The sequence below is a fragment of the Paraburkholderia sp. J94 genome, assembly GCF_905220285.1.
GTDB classification, from domain to species: Bacteria; Pseudomonadota; Gammaproteobacteria; order Burkholderiales; family Burkholderiaceae; genus Paraburkholderia; species Paraburkholderia tropica_A.
Genome location: NZ_CAJMZH010000007.1, coordinates 291,927 through 313,444, shown reverse-complemented (window position 1 = coordinate 313,444; position 21,518 = coordinate 291,927). Strand labels below are relative to the sequence as shown.

Sequence of the window (21,518 nt, the reverse complement as noted above, 5' to 3'; positions counted from 1 at the left end):
TCAATGCGCGATCAACGCGTAATCAATGCGCGATCGACGCCGATCAGCCGGGCAACGGTGCTCGCGCAACGGCATGACGCGCCTCGCGCCTGCGCACGCACGACGCGCGCGATGTCCTTTGCGTGGCATGATCCAGGCGTTTTCCCCAGCATCCGTACGGCTTTCGTGCTGCTTTCGTTCTGCTTCTGCCCGGGTACGTCACGCTTCTGGAGCGCGCCATCATGTCCCGTTTCACTTCACGCCTTATCGCTTCGCCTTCGTCCAGCGCCAGGCCGCGCCTCAAGCCTCGCGCCCTGCATCCCGTCGCCGCGCTCGCTGCCGCCGCCGCGCTCGCCTGCACGGCCTTCGCGCTCTCGCCGCTCGCCGAAGCCTGCACGCGCGCGCTCTACGTCGGCGACAGCGGGCTCGTCATCACGGGCCGCTCGATGGACTGGTCGGAGGACATGCGCTCGAATCTCTGGGTGTTTCCGGCGGGCATCGAGCGCACCGGCGAGGCAGGCCCGAAGTCGCCGCGCTGGCGTTCGAAATACGGCAGCGTGGTGGTATCGGGCTACGACATCGGCAGCGTGGACGGCATGAACGAGCGCGGCCTCGTCGCCAACGCGCTCTATCTCGCGGAAACCGATTACGGCAAGCCGGACTCGGGCCGCCCGCCGATGGCGATCAGCCTGTGGGCGCAATACGTGCTCGACCGCTACGCGAGCGTGAACGAAGCCGTCGAGGCGCTCGCCAAGGAGCCGTTCCAGATCATCGCGCCGCCGCTGCCCAACGGCAAACCGATCTCGATCCACCTCTCGCTCTCCGACGCAGGCGGCGACTCGGCGATCCTCGAATATCTCGACGGCAAGCTCGTGATCCATCACGGCAAGGCCTACAAGATCATGACGAATTCGCCGATCTACAGCGAACAGCTCGCGCTCGACACGTACTGGAAAGGCATTGGCGGACTGAGTTTCCTGCCGGGCACGAACCGCGCCGCCGACCGCTTCGTGCGCGCCTCGTTCCTGCTCGACGCGATTCCCAAGAGCCCCGATCCAAACTACATGGCGGGCGTGCCGCAGCAGAACGGCGCGTACCAGCAGGTCGCGAGCGTGATGAGCGTGATGCGTTCGGTGAGCGTGCCGCTCGGCATCCGCACGCCCGAAACGCCCAATCTTTCCTCGACGATCTGGCGCACGGTGGCCGATCAGACCGATCTCGTCTATTACTTCGATTCGGCCACGCGCCCCGACACGTTCTGGGTTTCGCTGCGCAAGCTCGACCTGAAACCCGGCGCGCCGGTGATGAAGCTCACGATCGATTCCGGGCAGATGTTCTCGGGCGAGACCGCCGATAAATTCGTCGCCACGCCGTCGTTCACGTTCATGCCTGCGCCCGCGCCTTAAGCTTGATTCAGGCGCACACGTGTGCGCCTTCGCTCGCGGCCTCGCGCGTTTTCGCGGCCTCGATGCGTATCGTCTCCGGCACGCGCACGCCGTTGTTCGCGGCGGTCACGGCGCTGCGCGCGTCGAGCACCATCGCCTCCACGGTATCGTCGGGCATGGTGCGCACGTGCGCGACGCCGTCACGAGCCACACCGCGCGGCCCGTTTCGAGTCAGCGCGCGCTCGCGCGCAATACTTCGTTATCCAGATTATCTATGCGAGCCGCCGTATCAGGTTCGCGACGCGACCGCCACAGCCGCCGCGTCCGCCGCATCGCGTTGATTGCGCTGATTGCGCGCGTACTGTTTGGGCGCCATTCCCGACCAGCGCCGGAACGCGCGGATAAAGGCCTTTTCCGACGCATAGCCCACGCTGGTCGCGATCTCGATGAGCCGCCGCCGCGAGTCGCGCAGCGCGCCGCTCGCCACGTACATGCGATACGCGGTCAGATGACCGATGGGCGTCTCCTCGACCAGTTCGACGAAGCGCGCGCTAAAGCGCGAGCGCGACATGCCCGCCGTCGCCGCGAGCGATTCGACGGTCCAGTCGCGCTCCGGGTGCCGATGCAATTGCGCAATCGCGCGGCCGATCTGCGGGTCCATCAGCCCGCGCAGCCAGCCGGTATGACTGATCGCCGACGCCAGATGCGCGCGCAGCAACTGCACGAACAGCACGTCCGCGAGACGCGCGGCCGCGACCGCCCAGCCGGGCTGGCACGCCATCGATTCGCGGATGAACGCCATCAGCGTGTCGGCGAGCCAGGAGCCGAGCGCCGCGTCGTGCTTGCGCACGTGTATCAGCGGCGGCAGCACCGAAATGAGCGGATTGCGCAGGGCCTCGCGATAAAACACGATGCCCGTGTAGAGATCGCAGACCGTGCCGCCGCCGCCCGCGTTCAGGCGCAACGGCGTGTCGAAGCTCGGCCGGATGCCGGCGCGCGCGACGAGATCGTCGAACGCCTCGGGCGCGACGCCGGGCGCCGACGCCAGCACGTGCTCGTGACCATGCGGCAGCAGCACGAAATCGCCGGGCTCCACGCGCAGCGGCTCCATGCCTTCCACGCTGATGGTGTACGGCTCGCCGAACCCGGTGCGGAACACCGCGCCCTCGACCGCGGGCTTGACGAACGCCCACGGCGCGGTGAGCGAGAAATGGCCCGTCACCACGGCGTCGGCGCGCAGATCCGCCAGCGCGGCGCTCAACAGGTCTGTCGCCATCTGTCTCTCCGATTTGATTATTTCCTTCGCGCGGCGCGGCCGCATTCTCGCCGCGCCGCGCGCCGCCTCGCCGCCTCGTCACCCCGAGCGGCGAATTAGAAGCGCTGCTGCACGCCCATCATCGCGCCGAACTGATTCGCGCCGGTCGTCACCGTGCCGGCGGCGGCCACTGCGTTCGCCGCGAGCGCGCTGTTCAGCATGTACCCCAGAGAAGCATAAAGCGTCGTGCGCTTCGAGATGAAATAATTCGCGCGCGCGACCAGCAGCGTCGAACTCGATTGCTCGCGCAGAATGTAGCGCAACGCCTGGGCGTCGAACGCGAGCGTGGGCCGCACGTAGTAAGTCGCGCCGAGGAAAAACAGGTCCGACTGCGCGTGCGCCGCCGCTGCCGTGTTGCGCCGGATCCAGCCGCCGCCGATCTTGCCCGAACCGAACTTCACGTAGCCGTCGACGATCACGCGCTTGTCGGTATCGTCGCTGCTCACGAGCGGCGACGTCGCGCCGGGGCCGCCGTACATCACGTCATACGAAGCCGCCGCGCCGCCCCACGCGTTGTCGTAGGCGAGCATCATCGTGTATTGGCGGCACGCCACGGCGTCGCCGGCCAGCTGCCCGCCGCAGTTCGTTGCCGACGGTCCCGCCGGACCCGCCGCGTCGCGCCCGAAGCTATAGGTGCCGCCCACCGTCACGCCGTGAAATTTGCCGAGGTAACCCACGGCGTTGTCGCTGCGTGCGTTCGGCAGATAGCTGTCGAAGCTCGCCATCGAATGGATCGACGGGCCGATCACGTCGGCGTTGAGCAGCACGTACATCGACATGTTCATCTGGCGGCCCAGCGTGATCGCGCCGTAGTCGCTGCTGATGCCGAGATTCGCCTGACGCCCGAACAGACGTCCGCCGTAATTGAGCGCGCCGCTATTGGCCGCGAAGCCGTTTTCGAGCACGAAGAACGCCTTGTAGCCGCCGCCGAGCTCTTCCTGCCCTCGCAGACCGAAGCGCGACGGCACCTCGCCCGTGAGCGTGGGCATGCCGACGAACGACCCGCCTTTCGCCGCGTTGTTATAAAACTCGATGCCCGTATCGACGATCCCGTACAGCGAGACGCTGCTTTGCCCCCACGCGAGCGCCGAGGCGCCCGCGAGACACACTGCCGCCACCACTTTTTTCATGACACTCTCCGAACCGTTTAATTAGCCATACTTATTTATTGCGGGGAACTCCGGGCCGCGTGAACGACCCGGCTTGCTGCGTGCGGGAAAATCAGTTCGACTTGCTGCCCGCCAGAATCCATTGCGCGACGATCTGCGCGTCGCCCGCGCTGATCGCATTGGGCGGCATCGGCACTGCACCCCAGTTGCCGGTGCTGCCGTTCTGGATATGCGCGACCAGCGTCGCCGCCGCGCCGGGCTTGCCCGAATAGCGCGCGGCCACGTCGCGATACGCGGGACCGACGAGCTTCTTGTCGACGGCATGGCAGCCGAAGCACGCGTGCTGCGTGGCGATCTGGCGTGCGTGCGCGACGTCGATGGCGGGATCGGCGTGAGCGGCCGTTACGACCAGCGCCGCCACGGCGGCAGCCATACATTCAGGAATACGGATCATTGTTTTTCGGGTTTGTGGGGAAATAAAAAGGGGATCAGACCAATTCCTGTTCGAGCGGCATCGTGCGCAAACGCGTGCCCGTCGCCTCGAACAGCGCGGCGGCCACGGCGGGCGCAACGGGCGGCAAGGCCACCTCGCCGCAGCCTTGCGGCGTGCGATCGCTATCGACGATCTCGACTTCGATCTTTGGCATCTGCGAGAGATAGAGCAGCGGGTAATCGGCGAAATTCTGCTGCACCACCGCGCCGTCCTTGAAGGTGATTTCGCTCTTGAACGTGTTGGTCAGCGCGAAGCCGATACCGCCTTCGACCATCTCGCGAATCAGCATCGGATTGATCGGCTGGCCGCAGTCGATGCCGCACACCATGCGTTCGAGCTTCGCCTTGCCGTCGACCATGCGCAATTCGGCCACGAGCGCCACGTAGGTCGTGAACGCGCCGCCGCGCCCCGTGTAGAGGCTATAGGCGAGCCCGCGATAGAGACCCGGCGCGGGCTTGCGCGACCAGTTCGCGCGCGCAGCCGTGCGATCGAGCACGCGCAGCGCAAGCGGATCGCCGCGCAACAGCGTGCGCCGATAAACGAGCGGATCGATGCGCGCCGCGTGCGCGAGTTCGTTCACGAAACTTTCGAGGAAGAAAATGCTCGACGTGCTGCCCACGCTGCGCATGAAGCTCACGGGAATCGCCTGATCGACGTTCACCGAATCGACGAGCAGATCCGGCACCGCATAGCCGAGATCGTAGAGACCGTCGAGCATGGTCTCGTCCCAGCCGCCGGCCTTTTCGAAGTAATCGCGCTTGATCGACCAGTAAAGCGATTGCCCCACCACGCGCAGATGCAGCGCGCGCGGATAGCCCTGCGCGTCGAGCACGGCACGCATGCGCGCCGACACGCCGGGGCGATAGAAACCGTGGCGGATATCGTCCTCGCGCGAGCGGATCACCTTGACCGGACGCCCCACGGCCTTCGACGCCACCGCCGCATGAATCACGAAATCGGGCACGTATTTGCGGCCGAAACTGCCGCCGAGAAACGTGGTGTTCACGATCACTTTTTCGGGCAGCAGCTTGAAGAGTCCGCCGAGCGCCCAGCGCACCTTGTCCTGCCCCTGGATCGGCCCCCACACTTCGATCTCGTGCTCGCGCACGTGCACGGTGGCGTTCACCGGCTCCATCGTCGCGTGGACGATATAGGGCGTGTGATAGTCGGCTTCGACGATACGTGACGCGCCGTGCATCTCGCCAGCGGCCGCGAATTGCGCGGGCGCGTCGCCGATGCGCGTGGCCGCCACCGCTTGCGTCGACATCAACGCGGCCTTGCGCTGCGCGAGTATCGTCGCGCTGTCTGCGGGCGCGAGGCTGCTTTTACCGCTGTTTTTACCGCTGTTTTCCGCGCTTTCATCCCATTGCACGTCGAGAGCATCGCTTGCCGTTTTGGCCTGCCAGTACGTGTCGGCGACCACGATCACCGCGTCCTTCGCCTGCACGATCTCGACCACGCCCGCCATCGCGCGCACCGCCTCGCGATTGCGCACGGCCAGCGGCTTGCCGTTCAGCGTGGGCGCCATTTTCACGGCGCCCGCGAGCATGCCGGGCACCTTCACGTCGATGCCGAACACCGCCGCGCCGCTCACTTTCGCGGGCACGTCGAGCTTGTGCAGCGACTGGCCGATCAGCGTGCGCGCCGACTCGGCCTTCAGGCGCGGCTGCGGATTCAGCGGCAATTTCGCGGCGTCCGCGAGCAGGTCGCCATAAGCGATCGAGCGCCCCGTCTGCGGATGAATCACGCGGCCCGTCTTCGTCACGCATTGCGTGGGCCGCACGTTCAGCCGCCGCGCGCCCGCCGCGAGAAACGCCTCGCGCGCCTGCGCGCCCGCGATGCGCAGACGCTGCTGGAACATCGTCACCGACATCGATGCGCCCACGAACTGCTGCGGATGTTCATTCGCCGCCGCGATGCGATAGGCGTCGCGGCCCGTGACGAACTCGACGCTGACTTGCCGCCAGTCGGCGTCCATTTCGTCGGCGAGCAGTTGCGGCAGGCCCGTATAGACGCCCTGCCCGACTTCCGCCTGCGAGAGCCCGATGATCGTGCGGCCGTCGGGATCGACGCGCACCCAGTCGTTGATCTCGCGAAAACGCGCGCCGTCTTCAGCGGCCTGCACCTGCTCGCCGAACGCGAGCGGCAGCACCAGCGAGCCCGCGATGGCGAGACCGGTCTTGAGAAACGCGCGGCGGCTGTCGCGTTGCGGCGCGCGTGCGTCGAGAGGCTCAGAGGTTGGCGGCAACATGCACGGCCTCGCGGATACGGTGATAGGTCGCGCAGCGGCACAGGTTGGTCACGCCCTGATCGATCTGCGCATCGCTCGGATGCGGATGCTGCTTGAGCAGCGCGGCCACGGCCATCACCATGCCCGACTGGCAGTAGCCGCATTGCGGCACGTCCTGCTTGATCCACGCCTGCTGCACGGGATGCGAGACGCCCGGCGCGAGTCCTTCGATGGTGGTGATGCTTCGGCCTTCGACGGCGGAAACGGGCAGCACGCACGAGCGCGTCGCCTCGCCTTCGAGATGCACCGTGCACGCACCGCACGCGCCGATGCCGCAACCGTATTTGGTGCCCGTGAGCGCCGCGTTTTCGCGGATCACCCAGAGCAAGGGCGTTTGCGGATCGCCGTCGAAATCGAAGGGCTGTCCGTTCAAGATGAATTGCATGCGCTGTCTCCCCAGAAGTCGCCTGTGATCCGGCTTTCAAAAGCCTTCGGCGACGTGTGAAATTCTTGGGGTGGACAAAATCACCGGCAATGGCGCGACGGCTCAAAAAAGTTGCCGATCGTCTCTTTTGATTGGGTGTGATTTCTATCGGCGGCGATCTACAGGTTTTCCCGTAAAGCCTTTATCGGTGCGGAATTCCGCCTTTCAGTGCAGACCCGTGCACTCGAATTGTGATTCACATTCGATTGTGCGTTTCATATATGGAATGCGATTGGGATTTTTGAATCCCGAACACGCTTTCCGACCGGCAATCGAACGCGCAAAAAAAAGCCCGCCGGCTCCTTGCGAAAGCGGCGGGTAAATCGGAAAGGCGGGGGACCTTCCCGGGACCAATCGTGCTGAACGCACGCTTCAGCTCAAACGTTCATCACGAAACTTCAATGCGCGTGGCGCAGCGCCGCGCGCAATTGCAAGCCAAAGGTGCGCATCAGCCGTTCATGCGCGATGCGATCGAGTTCGCTGCGCATCACCGCCATGCCGACACCGGAAATCGATAACAGGTCGTCGACGCTGTCGACGAGCCAACGCATCACGTCGCGGTCAAACGCGGCGCCCAGCGACTCGGCGCGCACACGCCGCGCGATGCTCGCATGCGCGATGTTGGTTGCGCCGTTGCTTGAATCGTTGCTTGAATCGTTGCTTGAATCGTTGCTTGAATCGTTGCGTGCATCGATACGCGAGCGGTTGCGCCCATCGCGCCGCCGGCTCAGCAGCAAATCCGTCGCGGCGATGAGCTTCGCGTTATGCTCCGCGTCGCGCACCATGCCCGCATAGACGAGCCGATCGCCGAGCCGCGCGATCAATTCGCGCAGCGGCGAATTGCGCAGCGCCCACACGTTGCCCTGCAAGGCGAAACGCACGCCCGGCAACTCCATCAGCCGCGCGACGAGCGGCGCCCACGACAGGTCACCCATATCGAGCAGCACGTCGACATCGACGGTCACGAGCAAGCCGTCCTCGCCCACCTTGAACGCGTCGCGCGCGAGCTTGCGCTGCGCGGGCGCGAACTGGCCATGCCACGGATCGGGCAGCACCTTCACCGCGCGCCGGCCGATGCGCTCGCCGCGCAGCCGCTCGTTGAACGAGAGCAGCGTGGCGTCCATCGCGTCGATCGCCTCGATGGCGTCCTGGCCGAGTTGCGGCGATGCGGTGCCGTTCAACTCGCCCGCCACGAAATCGTCGCTGTTGTAGAGGAACACGAAGCGCCGCGTGTGGGCGAAACGCCCGCCGCTTTCGTCGAGGCGGATGGCGAGCGCGTCGAGATAATCGTCGGCGCCGAGCAGGACGAGATCGCCCTGCTGCTCCGACCATGCGGGCGGCAACACGTCTTCGGCCGCATCGAGCAAGGCTTGCGCGGCGTCCTCGCCGAGCACGCTCGTGTTCGCGCCATCGAAATTCAGGCGCGACGCCACGAAGCGCACGTCGGTCCAGCTCGGCGCGATGCGACGCGCGAGTTCGCTGCAGGCGAAGTCCTCGCGCGTCACGATGAAAATGGGCCGGCGCGAGCGCTCGCGCACCGCGGAGATCGCGCTGGCGAGCACGTTGAGCCGGAAGCCACGCGCGACGGGTTCAACAAAAAGAATAGGCGTGGTCTCGGACATCGAGTCGTGATTCATGATTGAGCGGCGTGGGCTGCGCCGTGCGGCTGCCTCGTTTTTTATGGCTTCTCGCGCGCTTCAGGCCGCCTGCGCGATGCCGGGCAGCGTCGCGAGGTACTGACCGAATTCGCCCGCCACTTCCGGGTGACGCAGCGCGAATTCGACCGTCGCCTTCAGATAGCCGATCTTGCTGCCGCAATCGAAACGCGTGCCGCGATACTTGTAGGCCAGCACCTGCTCGTCGGCGAGCAGCGCCTCGATCGCATCGGTGAGCTGCAATTCGCCGCCCGCGCCCGGCTTGAGCGCACGCAGATGCGCGAACACGCGCGGCTTCAGCACGTAGCGTCCCACCACGCCGAGATTCGTCGGCGCGACTTCGGGCGCGGGCTTTTCGACGATGCCCGAGATCTTGATGATCGACTCGCCCCATTCGCGGCCATCGACGATGCCGTACGACTTCGTGTCCTCCGGCGGAATCTCCTCCACGCCGATCACCGAGCTGTGATAGTGATCGAACACGTCGATCATCTGACGCATCACGGGCGGCTGGCCGTAGAGCAGATCGTCGGCGAGCATCACGGCGAACGGGTTGTCGCCCACGAGTTTTTCCGCGCACAGCACCGCGTGGCCGAGGCCGAGCGCTTCGGGCTGGCGCACGTAGAAGCAGTCCACGTGACTCGGCTTGATGCTGCGAACGAGTTCGAGCAGCTTGGCTTTGCCGCGCGCTTCGAGTTCGGCCTCGACTTCATACGATTTGTCGAAGTGATCCTCGATCGCGCGCTTGCTGCGCCCCGTCACGAAGATCATCTCCGTGATGCCCGCGGCCATCGCCTCTTCCACGGCGTACTGGATCAGCGGCTTGTCGACGACGGGCAGCATTTCCTTCGGGCTGGCCTTCGTCGCGGGAAGAAAGCGGGTTCCGAGACCTGCAACGGGAAACACTGCCTTGGTGACCTTCAGCATGGGTAAGTTCGCGTTCGTAAGGTGATTAGGCGCGAGCACGTCGCTCACGTTCCTGGTGGCTGTGCATACAGACTAGGCGAGCACGCGGCCCTGCATGGGCGCGCGGCGGAAAACGCCCCGGTTTTGGCTACTCAATCCACAAAGGCGGGGGGTTAGGGGTGTGGGAGAAGCGACGAGTGCTTGATAAACCGCGTGCGATCACTCCTACGAAACCATAAAAAGCATTCAGGCAAAGCAACCAGACGAAACATGCGGGCGATGTCGAAAACGGAAAACATCCTGGCCGATCACGCCAGCTTGCGCCGATGACACGCTCGCGCGCCAAAGATGCAATCGGCCCATGGCGAAGCTACGTCGCAACGCATCGCCATCGTTTCCCGAACCACCTCGCTTGAATCAATCATCCAGAGCCATGAAAGTCACTATCGTTGGAACCGGGTATGTCGGGCTCGTCACTGGCGCCTGCCTTGCCGAACTCGGCAACCAGGTCCTCTGCCTCGATGTCGACGCCGGCAAGATCGACCTGCTGAACGGCGGCGCCGTCCCCATCTACGAGCCGGGTCTCGCGGAGATCATCGCGCGCAATCGCGAAGCAGGACGCCTGCGTTTCTCGACCGATATCGCCGCGTCGGTCGCACACGGCGACATCCAGTTCATCGCCGTCGGCACGCCGCCCGACGAAGACGGTTCCGCCGATCTGCAATACGTGCTCGAAGCCGCGCGCAACATCGGCCGCCACATGACGGCGTTCAAGGTCATCATCGACAAGTCGACCGTGCCGGTCGGCACCGCCGACAAGGTGCGCGCGGTCGTGGCCGAGGAACTCGCGGGGCGCGGCGCGCAAGCCGAATTCGCGGTGGTTTCGAATCCCGAGTTCCTCAAGGAAGGCGCGGCGGTCGAGGACTTCATGCGCCCCGACCGCATCGTGATCGGCTATGAGCCGGACGTTGAGGGCCTGCGCGCAAAGAGCCTCGTCGAGCAGCTTTACGCGCCCTTCAACCGCAACCATCAGCGCACGCTGCATATGGACGTGCGTTCCGCCGAGTTCACCAAGTACGCCGCCAACGCCATGCTCGCCACGCGCATTTCGTTCGTGAACGAACTGGCGAATCTCGCCGATCGCGTCGGCGCCGATATCGAGCAGGTGCGTCGCGGCATCGGTTCGGACCCGCGTATCGGCTATAGCTTCCTTTATGCCGGCTGCGGTTATGGCGGCTCGTGCTTTCCGAAGGACGTCCACGCCTTGATGCGGACTGCCAACGAATACGACATGCAGCTCGATGTGCTCGCCGCCGTCGAACGCGTGAACGAGCGTCAGAAAAGCGTGCTGTTCGACAAGATTCATCGTCACTTCGACGGCCAGCTCGCGCAGCGCCGCTTCGCGATCTGGGGCCTCGCGTTCAAGCCGAACACCGACGACATGCGCGCCGCGACGAGCCGCGTGCTGATCGCCGATCTGATTCGTGCGGGCGCGTCGGTGAACGTCTACGACCCGGTGGCGCTCGACGAAGCGCGCCGCACGCTCGCGGAGGATCTCACGCCCGACGAGTTCGAGCACGTGCGTTTCTGCCGCGAGCGCGACGCCGCGCTCCAGCATGCCGAGGCGCTCGTGATCCTGACCGAGTGGAAGGAGTTCCGCAGCCCCGATTTCGAGCAGATGAAGGCCGCGCTGAGCCAGCCCGTGGTGTTCGACGGCCGCAATCTCTACGAGCCGCCGGTCATGCGCGCGCACGGCTGGACCTACTACACGATCGGACGCGATACGGCCAGCGCCGCGACTTGAGCGTGCGGCTTTGAGGCGGCGTGGCCGGCTGGCCGCGCCGCCTCTTTTTTTGCGCGGTGTTTATCGACGCCGATATCGCGCAGATAGCTGTCCAGCGAACTCTGCTCGACCAGCGCCATATACGGATCGCTCGAAAGTTGCGCGCGGCTCTGCTTGCGCTGCGCGGCCGTTTGCAGTCGCGATTTCGCGAGCGGCGACGCGAAGGCAGCGCCGATCATCTGCGCGTGCGCACGTGGCGCGGCGGCCAGCGAGGACTCGACGAGCGTGAACGACGCACCCGCACGCCCGCGCAATTCGCAGATCTCGATGAAGCCGGGCTCGGGAGCAATGTCGGTCGGCACCGTCACGCGCTGATTCACCACGCCGTGCGCGAGCGTGTGCCGTCGCGGTCTTCAAGCGGCCAGCGCCCGCCGCCTTGCGCGCGCACGCGGAACTTCCTGCCGTAGAGCACGCGCGGCGCGTCGAACGCGGTCAGCACGAGACGATCGCTGCCCCACGCGAAACCGTATCCACGCCATAGAGGCGCAACCGTTCGTCGAAGGGCTGCGGCCCGCGTCGCGCGAGCAGCGGGCGAGTCATGCACAGGCCGCTCATCATCGCAGCGAAGTTGCGCGGCAGCCGTGCGTTGTCGGTCACGCCATTGTGTCGATCAAGTCGCGGCAGCCACGACCTGGGGCAGCGCGACGCCGTCGAGACAGCAGCGCAGCGCGGCGTCCCATTCCGGCGCGCGCAGACCGAAGGTGCGCCAGAGCTTGCTGCAATCGAGCGCGGAATTCGCGGGACGTTGCACGGCCGTCGGCCATGCGCCGCTGTCGATCGGCCGCACGTCCGCCGCACTGCCCACCGCCTCGACGATGGTCGAGGCGAAGTCGTGCCACGATGCGCAGCCCGACGCCGTCAGGTGATAGAGGCCCGAGCGCTCGTCCCACCACGCGCCGCGATCGTCGGCCGCGAGACTTTGCGCGACGATATGCGCGGTCTGCGCGGCAATCGTCGCGCTCCATGTCGGCGCGCCGAACTGGTCTGCCACAACGTCGAACGACTCGCGCTCCTGCGCCAGCCGCAGAATCGTGCGCAGGAAGTTTTTGCCGCGCAGGCCATAAACCCAGCTCGTACGCAGAATCAGATGGCGGCCGCCCACGTTCGCAATCGCGCGCTCGCCCGCCAGCTTCGAAAAGCCGTAGACGCTCAGCGGACGCGCGGTGTCGTTCTCGACATAGGGCGCGGTCTTGGTGCCGTCGAACACGTAATCGGTCGAATAATGAATCAGCAACGCGCCCGCGCGTTTCGCTTCGATCGCCATCACATGCGGCGCTTCAGCGTTGATGCGATAAGCGAATTCGCGCTCGGTTTCCGCGCGCTCCACAGCCGTATACGCGGCTGCGTTGATCACCACTTGCGGACGCAGATCGCGCATGACCTGCACGATCGAATCGGGATCGGCGAGATCGAGGCCGAGGCGCTCCGGCGCGACCACGCGGCCCAGCCCCTGGAGCGCGCGCATCAGTTCGTGGCCGACCTGACCGTTGCGGCCGGTCAGCAAAATCAGCGGAGTCGCGCGTCCGTGTTGCGCACCGAGACTGCTGCTCATCTGTTCATCTCCCGATCGGTTTTCGATTGAGCGCATTCAAATCGCGTTCAAGCGCGTTCACTATGCGTTCAATACGCGTTGCTATTGACGAGCCCTTTCACCACGGTCGCCATCACGATGCGCATGTCGAGCGCGAACGACCAGTTGCGCAGGTAATAAAGATCGTGCTCCACGCGCTTTTCCATCTTCTCGATGCGATCGGTTTCGCCGCGATAACCATTCACCTGGGCCCAGCCGGTAATGCCCGGCTTGATGCGATAGCGATGGATATAGTCGGTCACCACGTCCTGATAGAACTCGTCGTGTTCGAGCGCATGCGGGCGCGGTCCGACCACCGACATTTCGCCGCGCAGCACGTTGATGAATTGCGGCAGTTCGTCGAGACTCGTGCGCCGCAGGAAAGCGCCGACGCGCGTGATGCGCGGATCGCCGCGCGTCGCCTGCGTGACGACGCCCGTCTGCTCTGCATGCACGCGCATGGTGCGGAACTTGTAGATGCGGAACGCGTGACCGTCGGCGCCCTTGCGGAATTGGCGGAAGAACACCGGCCCGCGCGACGAGAGCTTCACCGCAACGGCAATTGCCAGCAACAGCGGCGAGAGCGCGAGCAGCGCGGCGGCCGCGAACAAGCGGTCGAAAATGTCCTTCTTCACCATCGCATGCGGCGGCAGCGGCGACGCAATCAGATTGATCGCCGGTTCGCCGATCAGATCGGTCATGCCGCCGTCGAACAGCGCGACGCTCTGCATATCGGGAATGAAACGGATGTTGATCAGCTCATTGCGGAATTCGCGCACGAAACGCTGAATCGTCTGACTCTCCGACAACGCCAACGCCAGCCAGATCTCGCGCACCTTATTGCCGCGCACGCGCGCGACGAAGCGCTCGAATTCGCTCTCGCCGTTCGCATCGCGCCGCTCCATGGCGGCGGGATCGAACATCGCGGTCACGCGAAAGCCGCTTGCGGGCGACACCTGAACCTTGTTCACGAGTTCGCGGCCGCGTTCGCCGTGTCCGACGATCGCCACATCGCGCAGATTCATGCCCGCATGGCGCACGCGGCGCATCACGCCATGCACGACGAGACGCGCGGCGATCAGCGCGCCGCCCGAGATGGCCGTCCAGTAGACGAACCACAGGCGCGACACCAGATCGGTCCGATGCAGCGAGAACATCAGCACGAGCCCGCACACCTGCACCACGATCCAGGCGAGCGAGGTCTTGCCGACCAGCACGGGCAGCGAACGGCCGCGCCACGATTCATAGAGTCCGAACACCGGAAACGCGGCGAGCGCGAATGCGATCGCAAAGGCGATGAACCCGCTGTTCATCGGATTGTCGACGGCGTCCTGATAGCGGATCTGCGAAGCCAGCAGCGCGCCCAACCCGATGAGCGCGGCGTCGAGCAGCCGCGCAAGCAGTCCTTGTATTCCTGGCATTGTCCGACTCCCGTGCGTGAGCTGAGCGGCGATGGCACGCGGCCCATCGATTCGCTGGCGTGCCTGAATGGCGAGCGGCGCGCCCATGGTCTGGCGCATCGCATCATCGCGGACGTCGCCCGGCGTGGCCGGCTTGGCCGCCCTGGCCTCGGTAGCGCCGCGATGTACGAGCACCCGCTCGTTGCAACGCATCATAGGCACGCGTCCCGCAGCGTCCTTGCGCGCTGACTGATCCGGCCAGGATGTTGGCGGTATCGGGTCATGCGGTCTGTCGAAGCGGCGAATCGAAACGATCGGACGGCGCGCCGCGCGAGCGCGAATCGCCGAGCCGTCAAAATGGCGTCATGCGGTATGGAATTGGCGGACGCGGAATGGCGCGATAGACAGGCGCTGACACAGGCCCATACACAGGCCAATACACAGGCCCATACACAGCCGCTGCACAAGGCAGGGAAAATGGCGGAAACGGAAGGAACGGAATGCTGCGAATGGCTTGATTGAACTGCACGTTCGTGCGGGAATCGCCGAGAATATAAAAGAAAGCGTGCAATACGCCATTCCCGATGGCGAATCGGTAATTTGACGTCGATAAAAAAGAATGGCGCGAGATGATCTGGCGATTTTTACCGAATCGCCGAAAGATCACATCATTCTGCTGCTGGAAACGTAAGAAGGAATAAAGCTGTTTGTTTCCCAGGAGCACAGCGTAGCGAGTGAGTCGATCGCGCGAAACGGTTTTTCGATGCTGCTGCTCGCACCGTGTTTCAGCCCCGAATCGATCACGCTGTACGGGGTGCCGGGCGCCACGCAAAGCACCACGGGCATGCCCGGCTCGGACCGCGCGAGCCGCGCCAGAGTCTCGTAGCGGCAGCAGTCCGGGTCGACCCAATCGATCAGGCAGACGTCCACCGAAACCTCGGCCAGCAGGCTTCGGAACGCCTCGTCGTTCGATGCACCGAAACAGACATGCCCGGACAACGCGCAACTTTCGAGGACGCGGTCGAGCTCTGCGAGATCGGGTTCCAGAAGGGCAAATTTCATGTAAGTTGGCACACGTGCGGACACGTCTATAACCAGGGTTTGTGCACCACCCGATTCCAGCGTCCGCATAACGATGCGCAACGAGCAAAAAGGTGGCGTTTCAAAAAGTCTACGCGAACTTTTCAGAAAAAGTGTCAGAAAAGGTTAATACCTGGTGGATATCCTGGCATCGCACCAAACGATTAAACTTTCCCTCGCGTCTGCCGATAATGCAGAGGATGAACCCACGCGAATGTTTCATTGATTCACGCAAGGCGGCTCATCCTCGATGTTATGCAATACGCACCATTTCAATCACCGCCTTCGTCATTGAAAGTGGCGTCGCGCCGCCGAACGGCATGCACATTCAATCGCGCCTGATAGCAGATGGCGTGCCTGAATACGATGTACCGCGCGATGCACCGCGCAATGCACCATTGAGACGCACGGTATAGCGGCGCGGCAAGCGCGTTGTATCGTTGTGCGACTCGTCATCACGCACACCGCCACCGTACGCCCCGGATCGTCAGCGGGCATGCAGCAGCACGCGCATCGCCGCGCGTCAAGCGGGCTTGCCTCACTCCAGGGAAACACCATCGTGCCTTTTTTCGCGCACCTGTCGTGCCGTGGCAGCGGCGCCGTCGCTCTCGCTTCGCGCGCCGAACGAAAGTCGATTGGCGTCGTCGTGTTCAACGGCTTTTCGTTGCCCGAAATGGCGCAGCTCGTGGAAGCGTTCCAGTTGGCGAACACGATGCGCGGCCAAGGTGGCGACGACAGCGATAACGACGACGCGACGCCCTGGCGCGTCACCCTGCTCTCGCCTTCGGGCGGCCGCATCGCCAGCGATTCGTCGGTGTTCGTCTGGACCGAGGGGCTCGACCTGCATGCGCCCTCGTCGGCGTTCGACACGCTTTTTCTCATCGAGGGCTCGGGCCTGTGCGCCGAGTTGCGCGACCGGCGCGTCGCGCAGTGGTTCATGCGTGCGGAGTCGAACGGCGAGCGGCTGATCGCGTCGGCGCGCGGTCTGCGATGGCTGCGCGCCGCGAGACGGCGCATGCCCGCGCACGATGATGCGCGCGCGGTCCGTCACGATGAATCGGCTAACGCGAAACGCGCGAGCCGCCCGCACAACGCGCGCTTTGCCGTCGCCCTGCAATTGATCGAAACGGACCAGGGCACGGCCATCGCGCGGCGCGTCGAAAAACAGATCGCGCATCGCATCGAATCGCCTTTACCCTGCACGCCCGATTCGATCGCCAGGCGCGGCCCGAGCGAGCAGATTCAAGCCGCGCTGCGATGGCTCGATACGCATTGGGACGAATCGGTGGCAATGCATGACGCCGCCGAAGCGGCCGCGATGAGCGAACGCAATTTTCTGCGCCGCTTCAAGATTGAAACCGGGCAAACACCGAACGCTTATTTGCAGCGTCTGCGCGTCGACGCAATCTGCCGCCTGCTCGTGCAAACCGATTGGCCCGTCGAGCACATCGCGCGTCGCTGCGGCATGGGGAATGGCGCGCGGCTCACGCGTCTGCTGCGTAGTCAGCTCGGCGTCACGCCGGCCGCTTATCGGCGCATGCCCGCGCTTTAAAAAGCCGCGTTAAAACCCGAAACGCCGATACGGCCACGCATCGCATCACGCGCATGCATGGCGTCAACGCGCACGCTCAGGCGCGTGCGTTCGTGCGTTCGAGCGAGCGAATATGACAAACGCGATATTTGTGATTCGCATTCAAGCATTCAAGCGTTCAGGCAGCCGAGCGGCGCATGTTGGTGCGATATTCCGTCGGCGTGGTCGAGAGATGCTTGCGGAACAGCTTCGCGAGCCAGCCGCCGCTGCCGAGACCGCAGCGCCGCGCGACCTTGTCGACGGGCAGATCGGTATCGACGAGCAAACGGCAGCACATATCGATGCGCACGTAGAGCAGATAGTCGGACGGCGTCACGCCCATTTCGATCTTGAAGCGGCGCAGAAAATTGCGTTCGCTCATCGCGGCGATCTGCGCCGCGTCGTCGATCGTGATGGGCCGGTCGCCATTCGCCTCGAGCCATTTCGCCGACGCCTGAATGCGCTCGCTCACGAAGCCCGACACGTTCTCGCGAATCGTCGCGGTAAACGAGGTCTGCTGCTGCGTCATCACGCGCCCCACGGCTTCGCGTGCGAAGTCGCCGCCGAAGTCCTGCTCGATCAGCGCGAGCGCCTTGCGCACCGGCGCGGTGGCCACGGCCGCAAAGCCGCCTTCCGCCGAACGATGCGGTTCGCTCGCGCCGCGCAAGAACGCGTCCCAGCCATGCGTCGATCGCTCGACACCGGCCGCATCGAGCAACAGGCGCCCGTCGCCGATCGGCACCACGGCCTCGCTGCGCGAGCCCTCGCGCTGCAGCCAGCGAATCAGCCGCTCGTCGCGCAGGGCATGGCGCGCGCCGGCGCCGCCCGCGACAAAGAGCGTATGGAAGCCGTCCGAGAAGCGGCGGTTTTCGACACTCTCGGTCCACACGAACACCGACGAGGAACTGTCGATGCGGCCGCCCGCGATCGATAGCAGGGTGACGTCGTAGCGCACCTTGCTACCCATGGCCGACTCCGATTGCGACAAGGCATTCGCCGACTGGAACATCTCCAGAACCGTTGCCGCTTCGGGCAGCGCGAATCCGCTAAAAAGCAGGAGTCCAATGCGCCTTGCTGCATCCAGATGCGGCAAGGCATGCAACTCCGCGACGTTGTTTCGTTGACTACGTGTCCCACACTCCATCTGTTACCCCCTAATCAATTGTCCAATCAGCTTGCGTCGAGCTGACTTAATCGACTGGATCTGATCCTACAGTATGTGAGTGCACGTTTAAACCGTGACTGGCGGAAATCGCCAACATCTTGGCGGCAAATGGCATTCGACAAAAATCTGGAAAACGTTTGCCGGTCTTTTCAATAACACGCTTAAGCAGAGGGTTAAGCGAATTGGTTCAAACCGGCCAGACACCAGCACCAGAAAGGCTCGAATCCTATCATCAACATCACTCGGAAAGCATTGTTTTCATTGATGATTCATCACCTTACCAATTCTTTCATTAACCCTGCCATCTTCACTCATGTTTCATTTCTGAATCATTTTCGTACGAATAGCGATGCAATACGGGCTTCTACTTATGCTCCATGAATTCGCAATTCACACCGATGCAACTTTGCACCAAATTCGCGCAACCGTTTGCCAAAAAAGACATTGATGGCGAATAAAGCCATTCATTGAAAATGGCGGAAAAGGACACGGATTCAGCTCGCACTTTGCACCGGCGGATGGCATTCGCCGGCATTCTTCACGCGCGCCCGCGCGTGCGCGCGGTACTCGGCGGGCGTGCATGCAAAACGCTTCACGAAGAGACGCGCCATGGTTTCTCCGCCTCGCCAGCCGCAGCGTTTGGCGATGCCGTCGAGCGACAAATCCGTCGACACGAGCAAGGCCGAGGTCAGTTCCAGACGCGCGCGCAACAGGAACTTCAAGGGCGTGAGGCCGGTTTCGAGCTTGAAGCAGCGCAGGAAATTCCGCTCGCTCATGGCCGCCATGCGCGCGACGTCCGCCACCTGCACCGCGTGCGTGCAGTTGGCCTCGAACCACTGCACGGCGGCGCGCACACGCTCGCTCGACGAGGCCGGGTTGCCCTTCGCGAACGCCGAGTTCAACGCGCTCGCTCCCGCCGACGACAAGCGGCTCGCAACCTCGTGCGCGGCCCGCACGCCCAGATCGCGCTTGACGCGCGCGAGCGCCGTGGTGGTCGGCGTGGCCCAGCCGGACGCATCGGCCGATGCCCGCACGGTCGCTTGTCCGCATCCGCCGCCGCGCCAGCCGGCGGCGCGCGCGGCGTCGAGCACCTCGCACCCTTCGCCGAACGCGTCGACCACGCCGCACGCGGGCAGCGCGCCCATGAGCCAGCGCAGCAGGCGCGCTTGCGCCGCCGCGCGGCTCGCGCCCGCGCCGTCGCCGATAAACAGCACGTCGAAGCGCGTGGCGCGCTGCGTCTCGCACGCATGCGTCCACACGTCGAGCGACGACGACGAACGGACCTGCCCGCCGTCGAGCGACAAAAAGCGCACGTCGTAGTACATCGCGCCATGCGCGCGCGCCGCCGACGTCTCGTTGGCGAAACGGAACAGATCGGAGATCACGCTCATCATCAGAAAGCTGAAGCCCTCAAAGAGCAGCACGCCGATCGTGTGGCGGCTGTCGTTCTGGCGGCGGCTTGCGTCGTCGTGGATCGTTGCAGGCGTGGCGGTGGTGGTGGTCGTGGCGGTCGTTGCAATCGTGATGGCAGATGTCATTGGCGTCGGCTTGCCCGGTTATACCGGCGCGGATGTCGCCAGCAGCGCCGCATCATAGGCGCGCCACTTTTTTCGCCATCGGCCCTGACCGATTCCAACAGCAGCTCGGCGGAATTCATCCCACCCGCCGCCGCTCGCGCTCGCAGCGCCTTTGTGCGCGAATCCGCCCAGGATGGGTCGCAATCGGCCACGCCCGCGCCCTTTCGATACGCGCTGACTAAGATGCACCGACAAGTGCCGCTCAGGCACGCAAACCAACATCACGCGGGGATGGCGGCAATGGCGGGTGCGCGGCTGCAACAACTTCCGCCCGATGCAACGCTCGGGGCGAATGCCGGGCGTCATCGCGCGAAAAAAATCGGCGTCGTGGTCTGCGACGGCTTTGCGCTGCTGCCGGTCGGCGCCGTCGTGGAGATTCTGCATCTCGCGAATCGGGTCCATGCGGGCACGTCGAGCGACGGCTCGCCCTACGATGTGCGCCTGCTCTCGGCGAGCGGCGGCGTCGTGCGCAGCGCGTCGTCGATCGGGCTACAGACGGCGCGCGCGGAGCCCCCGTCTCACGCCGATGCCTTTCATGCCGTGTTCGTCGCGACCGGCGATCCTGTGGGCAACCACGCCGACGCCACGCACGAACCGCCCCACGCGGCGCTGAGCCGTTTCGTCGGCTTCGCCGCCAAGGTCTTCGCGATCGCCGACGGCGAGTCGCACGACGACGCGGCGCGTCCCGCGTGGCTGAGCGCACACGTGGCCCGCACGCTGGCCGAACACGACGGACTCGAACGCACCGGACATGCGACGAGCCCGGTCGAACTCGCGCTCGCGCTGGTCGAATCCGATCTCGGCGCGGCGGTGGCGCAGGACATCGGCCGCCGCGCGAGCCAGCCGCTGCGCTGGCACTTCTGCTCGCTCGCGGGCAAGCGCTCCGTGGCCGCGCTCAGTCAGCAGATCCAGCGCGCGGCGCACTGGCTCGAAACGAATGCCACGCGCGCCATCAGCACGGACGACGCGGCGAAATTCGCCTCGATGAGCAACCGCAATTTCCAGCGCCGTTTCAAGGCGGAAACCGGCGTGACGCCCTCTGAGTATTTGCAGCAGACCCGCATCGAACTCTGCTGCAAGATGCTCGCCGACACGCGGCTGCCCGTGGACAAGATCGCGCGCCGCTGCGGTTTGCGCGGCGGCGCGCAGTTGTCCAAACTACTGCGCCGCCGCTTGAATACGACGCCTACCGATTACCGCGCGCAAATGCAGGCTTCGCTCAAGCGTTAGCCGCGCGTGAATCAATTGTCGTGATCGGCCAAACCGGGTGCGATTTGGCCAATCGGGCGCGGACGTTAGCGGGCATTGCTACATTGACTCGCGATCGCTGCCCATCGCGATGGGCGATTGACCACCTGGACTGCGCATTCGCGCGCCTTCTCTGCGTTGAGCCTATGCCGGAACGTGAACCTGTCATGCGCGCGTCCATCGTCGATTCGCGATTACCTGAAGCGCGCGAATCGCAACAATCGCGCGAATCGCACGCATCGCGCGAAACGCTGATCGACGATCTCGAACGCTGCTGCGCGCGTCTGTTCGAGCGCTGGTGCGAAAGCCGCCGTGTCGTGCCGCTCGCCTATCTGATGCACGCGTGGCCGCTTGCCGATGCCAGCATGCATCCCGCGAAGCGCCTGGCGGGCGCGTTGCGCGATCTGCTGCACTTTCACGCCGACGCGCTCGATTCGAGCGACCGCCGCCTGATTCGTTATGCACTTGCGGCAGCCGAAATGGCGACGCTGCTGTAACACACGCCGGCA

23 protein-coding genes are annotated in these 21,518 nt (G+C 64.6%); 6 read left to right on the top strand and 17 right to left on the bottom strand.

Annotation, left to right across the window (positions count from 1 at the left end):
• Positions 1-221: 221 nt before the first annotated feature.
• Positions 222-1,385: a linear amide C-N hydrolase gene (locus U4Y88_RS17310; protein WP_321785297.1), complete on the top strand. Its 1,164-nt coding sequence runs from the start codon at positions 222-224 to the stop codon at positions 1,383-1,385.
• Between the two features lie 7 nt (positions 1,386-1,392).
• Here the strand turns inward: U4Y88_RS17310 and U4Y88_RS17305 are convergent, their stop codons facing one another.
• From U4Y88_RS17305 to galU, 8 genes are all read right to left on the bottom strand, one after another.
• Positions 1,393-1,542, bottom strand: coding sequence for a hypothetical protein (locus tag U4Y88_RS17305; protein ID WP_321785295.1), 150 nt, complete (start codon positions 1,540-1,542; stop codon positions 1,393-1,395).
• Positions 1,543-1,653: 111 nt separating this feature from the next.
• Positions 1,654-2,640, bottom strand: a complete 987-nt coding sequence (locus U4Y88_RS17300; protein ID WP_224011408.1) for an AraC family transcriptional regulator — start codon at positions 2,638-2,640, stop codon at positions 1,654-1,656.
• 95 nt (positions 2,641-2,735) lie between these two features.
• Positions 2,736-3,809, bottom strand: coding sequence for a porin (locus U4Y88_RS17295; RefSeq protein WP_321785294.1), 1,074 nt, complete (start codon positions 3,807-3,809; stop codon positions 2,736-2,738).
• Between the two features lie 91 nt (positions 3,810-3,900).
• A complete protein-coding gene (locus U4Y88_RS17290) occupies positions 3,901-4,242 on the bottom strand; it encodes a c-type cytochrome (protein WP_321785292.1) in 342 nt (113 codons plus the stop codon).
• A 34-nt stretch (positions 4,243-4,276) separates the two neighbouring features.
• Complete coding sequence (locus U4Y88_RS17285; protein ID WP_321785290.1) at positions 4,277-6,532, bottom strand: xanthine dehydrogenase family protein molybdopterin-binding subunit; 2,256 nt, start codon at positions 6,530-6,532, stop codon at positions 4,277-4,279.
• Positions 6,513-6,956 (bottom strand): (2Fe-2S)-binding protein, encoded by a 444-nt coding sequence (locus tag U4Y88_RS17280; protein ID WP_224011412.1) that lies wholly within the window; start codon positions 6,954-6,956, stop codon positions 6,513-6,515. Before U4Y88_RS17280 ends, U4Y88_RS17285 begins: the two co-directional genes overlap by 20 nt.
• 437 nt (positions 6,957-7,393) lie before the next feature.
• Positions 7,394-8,632, bottom strand: coding sequence for a hypothetical protein (locus tag U4Y88_RS17275; RefSeq protein WP_321785288.1), 1,239 nt, complete (start codon positions 8,630-8,632; stop codon positions 7,394-7,396).
• A 60-nt stretch (positions 8,633-8,692) separates the two neighbouring features.
• On the bottom strand, positions 8,693-9,577 hold the full coding sequence (galU, locus tag U4Y88_RS17270; RefSeq protein ID WP_321785286.1) for a UTP--glucose-1-phosphate uridylyltransferase GalU: 885 nt from the start codon (positions 9,575-9,577) through the stop codon (positions 8,693-8,695).
• Positions 9,578-9,989: 412 nt separating this feature from the next.
• On the opposite strand from galU, the gene U4Y88_RS17265 reads away from it, so the two are divergent.
• Positions 9,990-11,360 carry a UDP-glucose/GDP-mannose dehydrogenase family protein gene (locus U4Y88_RS17265; RefSeq protein ID WP_321785284.1) on the top strand — a complete coding sequence of 457 codons (1,371 nt, stop codon included), beginning with the start codon at positions 9,990-9,992 and terminating at the stop codon, positions 11,358-11,360.
• Here the strand turns inward: U4Y88_RS17265 and U4Y88_RS17260 are convergent.
• The 6 genes from U4Y88_RS17260 to U4Y88_RS17235 all read right to left on the bottom strand — a co-directional run bounded on the left by U4Y88_RS17260 (position 11,321) and on the right by U4Y88_RS17235 (position 15,431).
• Positions 11,321-11,722 carry a hypothetical protein gene (locus U4Y88_RS17260; protein ID WP_321785283.1) on the bottom strand — a complete coding sequence of 134 codons (402 nt, stop codon included), beginning with the start codon at positions 11,720-11,722 and terminating at the stop codon, positions 11,321-11,323. The two genes, U4Y88_RS17265 and U4Y88_RS17260, sit on opposite strands and share 40 nt — an antisense overlap.
• Complete coding sequence (locus tag U4Y88_RS17255) at positions 11,716-11,838, bottom strand: hypothetical protein (RefSeq protein WP_321785281.1); 123 nt, start codon at positions 11,836-11,838, stop codon at positions 11,716-11,718. The genes U4Y88_RS17260 and U4Y88_RS17255 overlap by 7 nt, the downstream gene beginning before the upstream one ends.
• On the bottom strand, positions 11,832-11,996 hold the full coding sequence (locus tag U4Y88_RS17250; RefSeq protein WP_321785279.1) for a hypothetical protein: 165 nt from the start codon (positions 11,994-11,996) through the stop codon (positions 11,832-11,834). The genes U4Y88_RS17255 and U4Y88_RS17250 overlap by 7 nt, the downstream gene beginning before the upstream one ends.
• Positions 11,997-12,009: 13 nt before the next feature.
• Positions 12,010-12,951, bottom strand: coding sequence for a dTDP-4-dehydrorhamnose reductase (gene rfbD, locus U4Y88_RS17245; RefSeq protein ID WP_321785278.1), 942 nt, complete (start codon positions 12,949-12,951; stop codon positions 12,010-12,012).
• Positions 12,952-13,019: 68 nt separating this feature from the next.
• Entirely contained in the window at positions 13,020-14,390 is a 1,371-nt protein-coding gene (locus U4Y88_RS17240) for an undecaprenyl-phosphate glucose phosphotransferase (protein WP_224011417.1), read from the bottom strand.
• A 642-nt stretch (positions 14,391-15,032) separates the two neighbouring features.
• Positions 15,033-15,431 (bottom strand): response regulator, encoded by a 399-nt coding sequence (locus U4Y88_RS17235; protein WP_224011418.1) that lies wholly within the window; start codon positions 15,429-15,431, stop codon positions 15,033-15,035.
• Between the two features lie 92 nt (positions 15,432-15,523).
• On the opposite strand from U4Y88_RS17235, the gene U4Y88_RS17230 reads away from it, so the two are divergent.
• The gene (locus U4Y88_RS17230; protein WP_321785276.1) at positions 15,524-15,865 is read left to right on the top strand and encodes a hypothetical protein; all 342 of its coding nucleotides are present in this window, start codon (positions 15,524-15,526) and stop codon (positions 15,863-15,865) included.
• A gap of 143 nt (positions 15,866-16,008) precedes the next feature.
• Complete coding sequence (locus tag U4Y88_RS17225; protein ID WP_321785274.1) at positions 16,009-17,001, top strand: helix-turn-helix domain-containing protein; 993 nt, start codon at positions 16,009-16,011, stop codon at positions 16,999-17,001.
• Positions 17,002-17,158: 157 nt separating this feature from the next.
• Here U4Y88_RS17225 and U4Y88_RS17220 read toward each other — a convergent pair whose 3' ends face one another.
• The 3 genes from U4Y88_RS17220 to U4Y88_RS17210 all read right to left on the bottom strand — a co-directional run bounded on the left by U4Y88_RS17220 (position 17,159) and on the right by U4Y88_RS17210 (position 20,145).
• The gene (locus U4Y88_RS17220; RefSeq protein ID WP_310634495.1) at positions 17,159-17,986 is read right to left on the bottom strand and encodes a helix-turn-helix domain-containing protein; all 828 of its coding nucleotides are present in this window, start codon (positions 17,984-17,986) and stop codon (positions 17,159-17,161) included.
• A gap of 692 nt (positions 17,987-18,678) precedes the next feature.
• A complete protein-coding gene (locus U4Y88_RS17215; protein ID WP_321785272.1) occupies positions 18,679-19,722 on the bottom strand; it encodes a helix-turn-helix domain-containing protein in 1,044 nt (347 codons plus the stop codon).
• Positions 19,723-19,740: 18 nt separating this feature from the next.
• Entirely contained in the window at positions 19,741-20,145 is a 405-nt protein-coding gene (locus U4Y88_RS17210; protein ID WP_321785270.1) for a hypothetical protein, read from the bottom strand.
• Between U4Y88_RS17210 and U4Y88_RS17205 the strand changes: the two genes are divergently transcribed.
• Positions 20,131-20,991, top strand: a complete 861-nt coding sequence (locus U4Y88_RS17205; RefSeq protein ID WP_321785268.1) for a helix-turn-helix domain-containing protein — start codon at positions 20,131-20,133, stop codon at positions 20,989-20,991. The genes U4Y88_RS17210 and U4Y88_RS17205 overlap by 15 nt on opposite strands.
• A 185-nt stretch (positions 20,992-21,176) precedes the next feature.
• Entirely contained in the window at positions 21,177-21,506 is a 330-nt protein-coding gene (locus U4Y88_RS17200) for a hypothetical protein (RefSeq protein ID WP_321785266.1), read from the top strand.
• Positions 21,507-21,518: the final 12 nt, after the last annotated feature.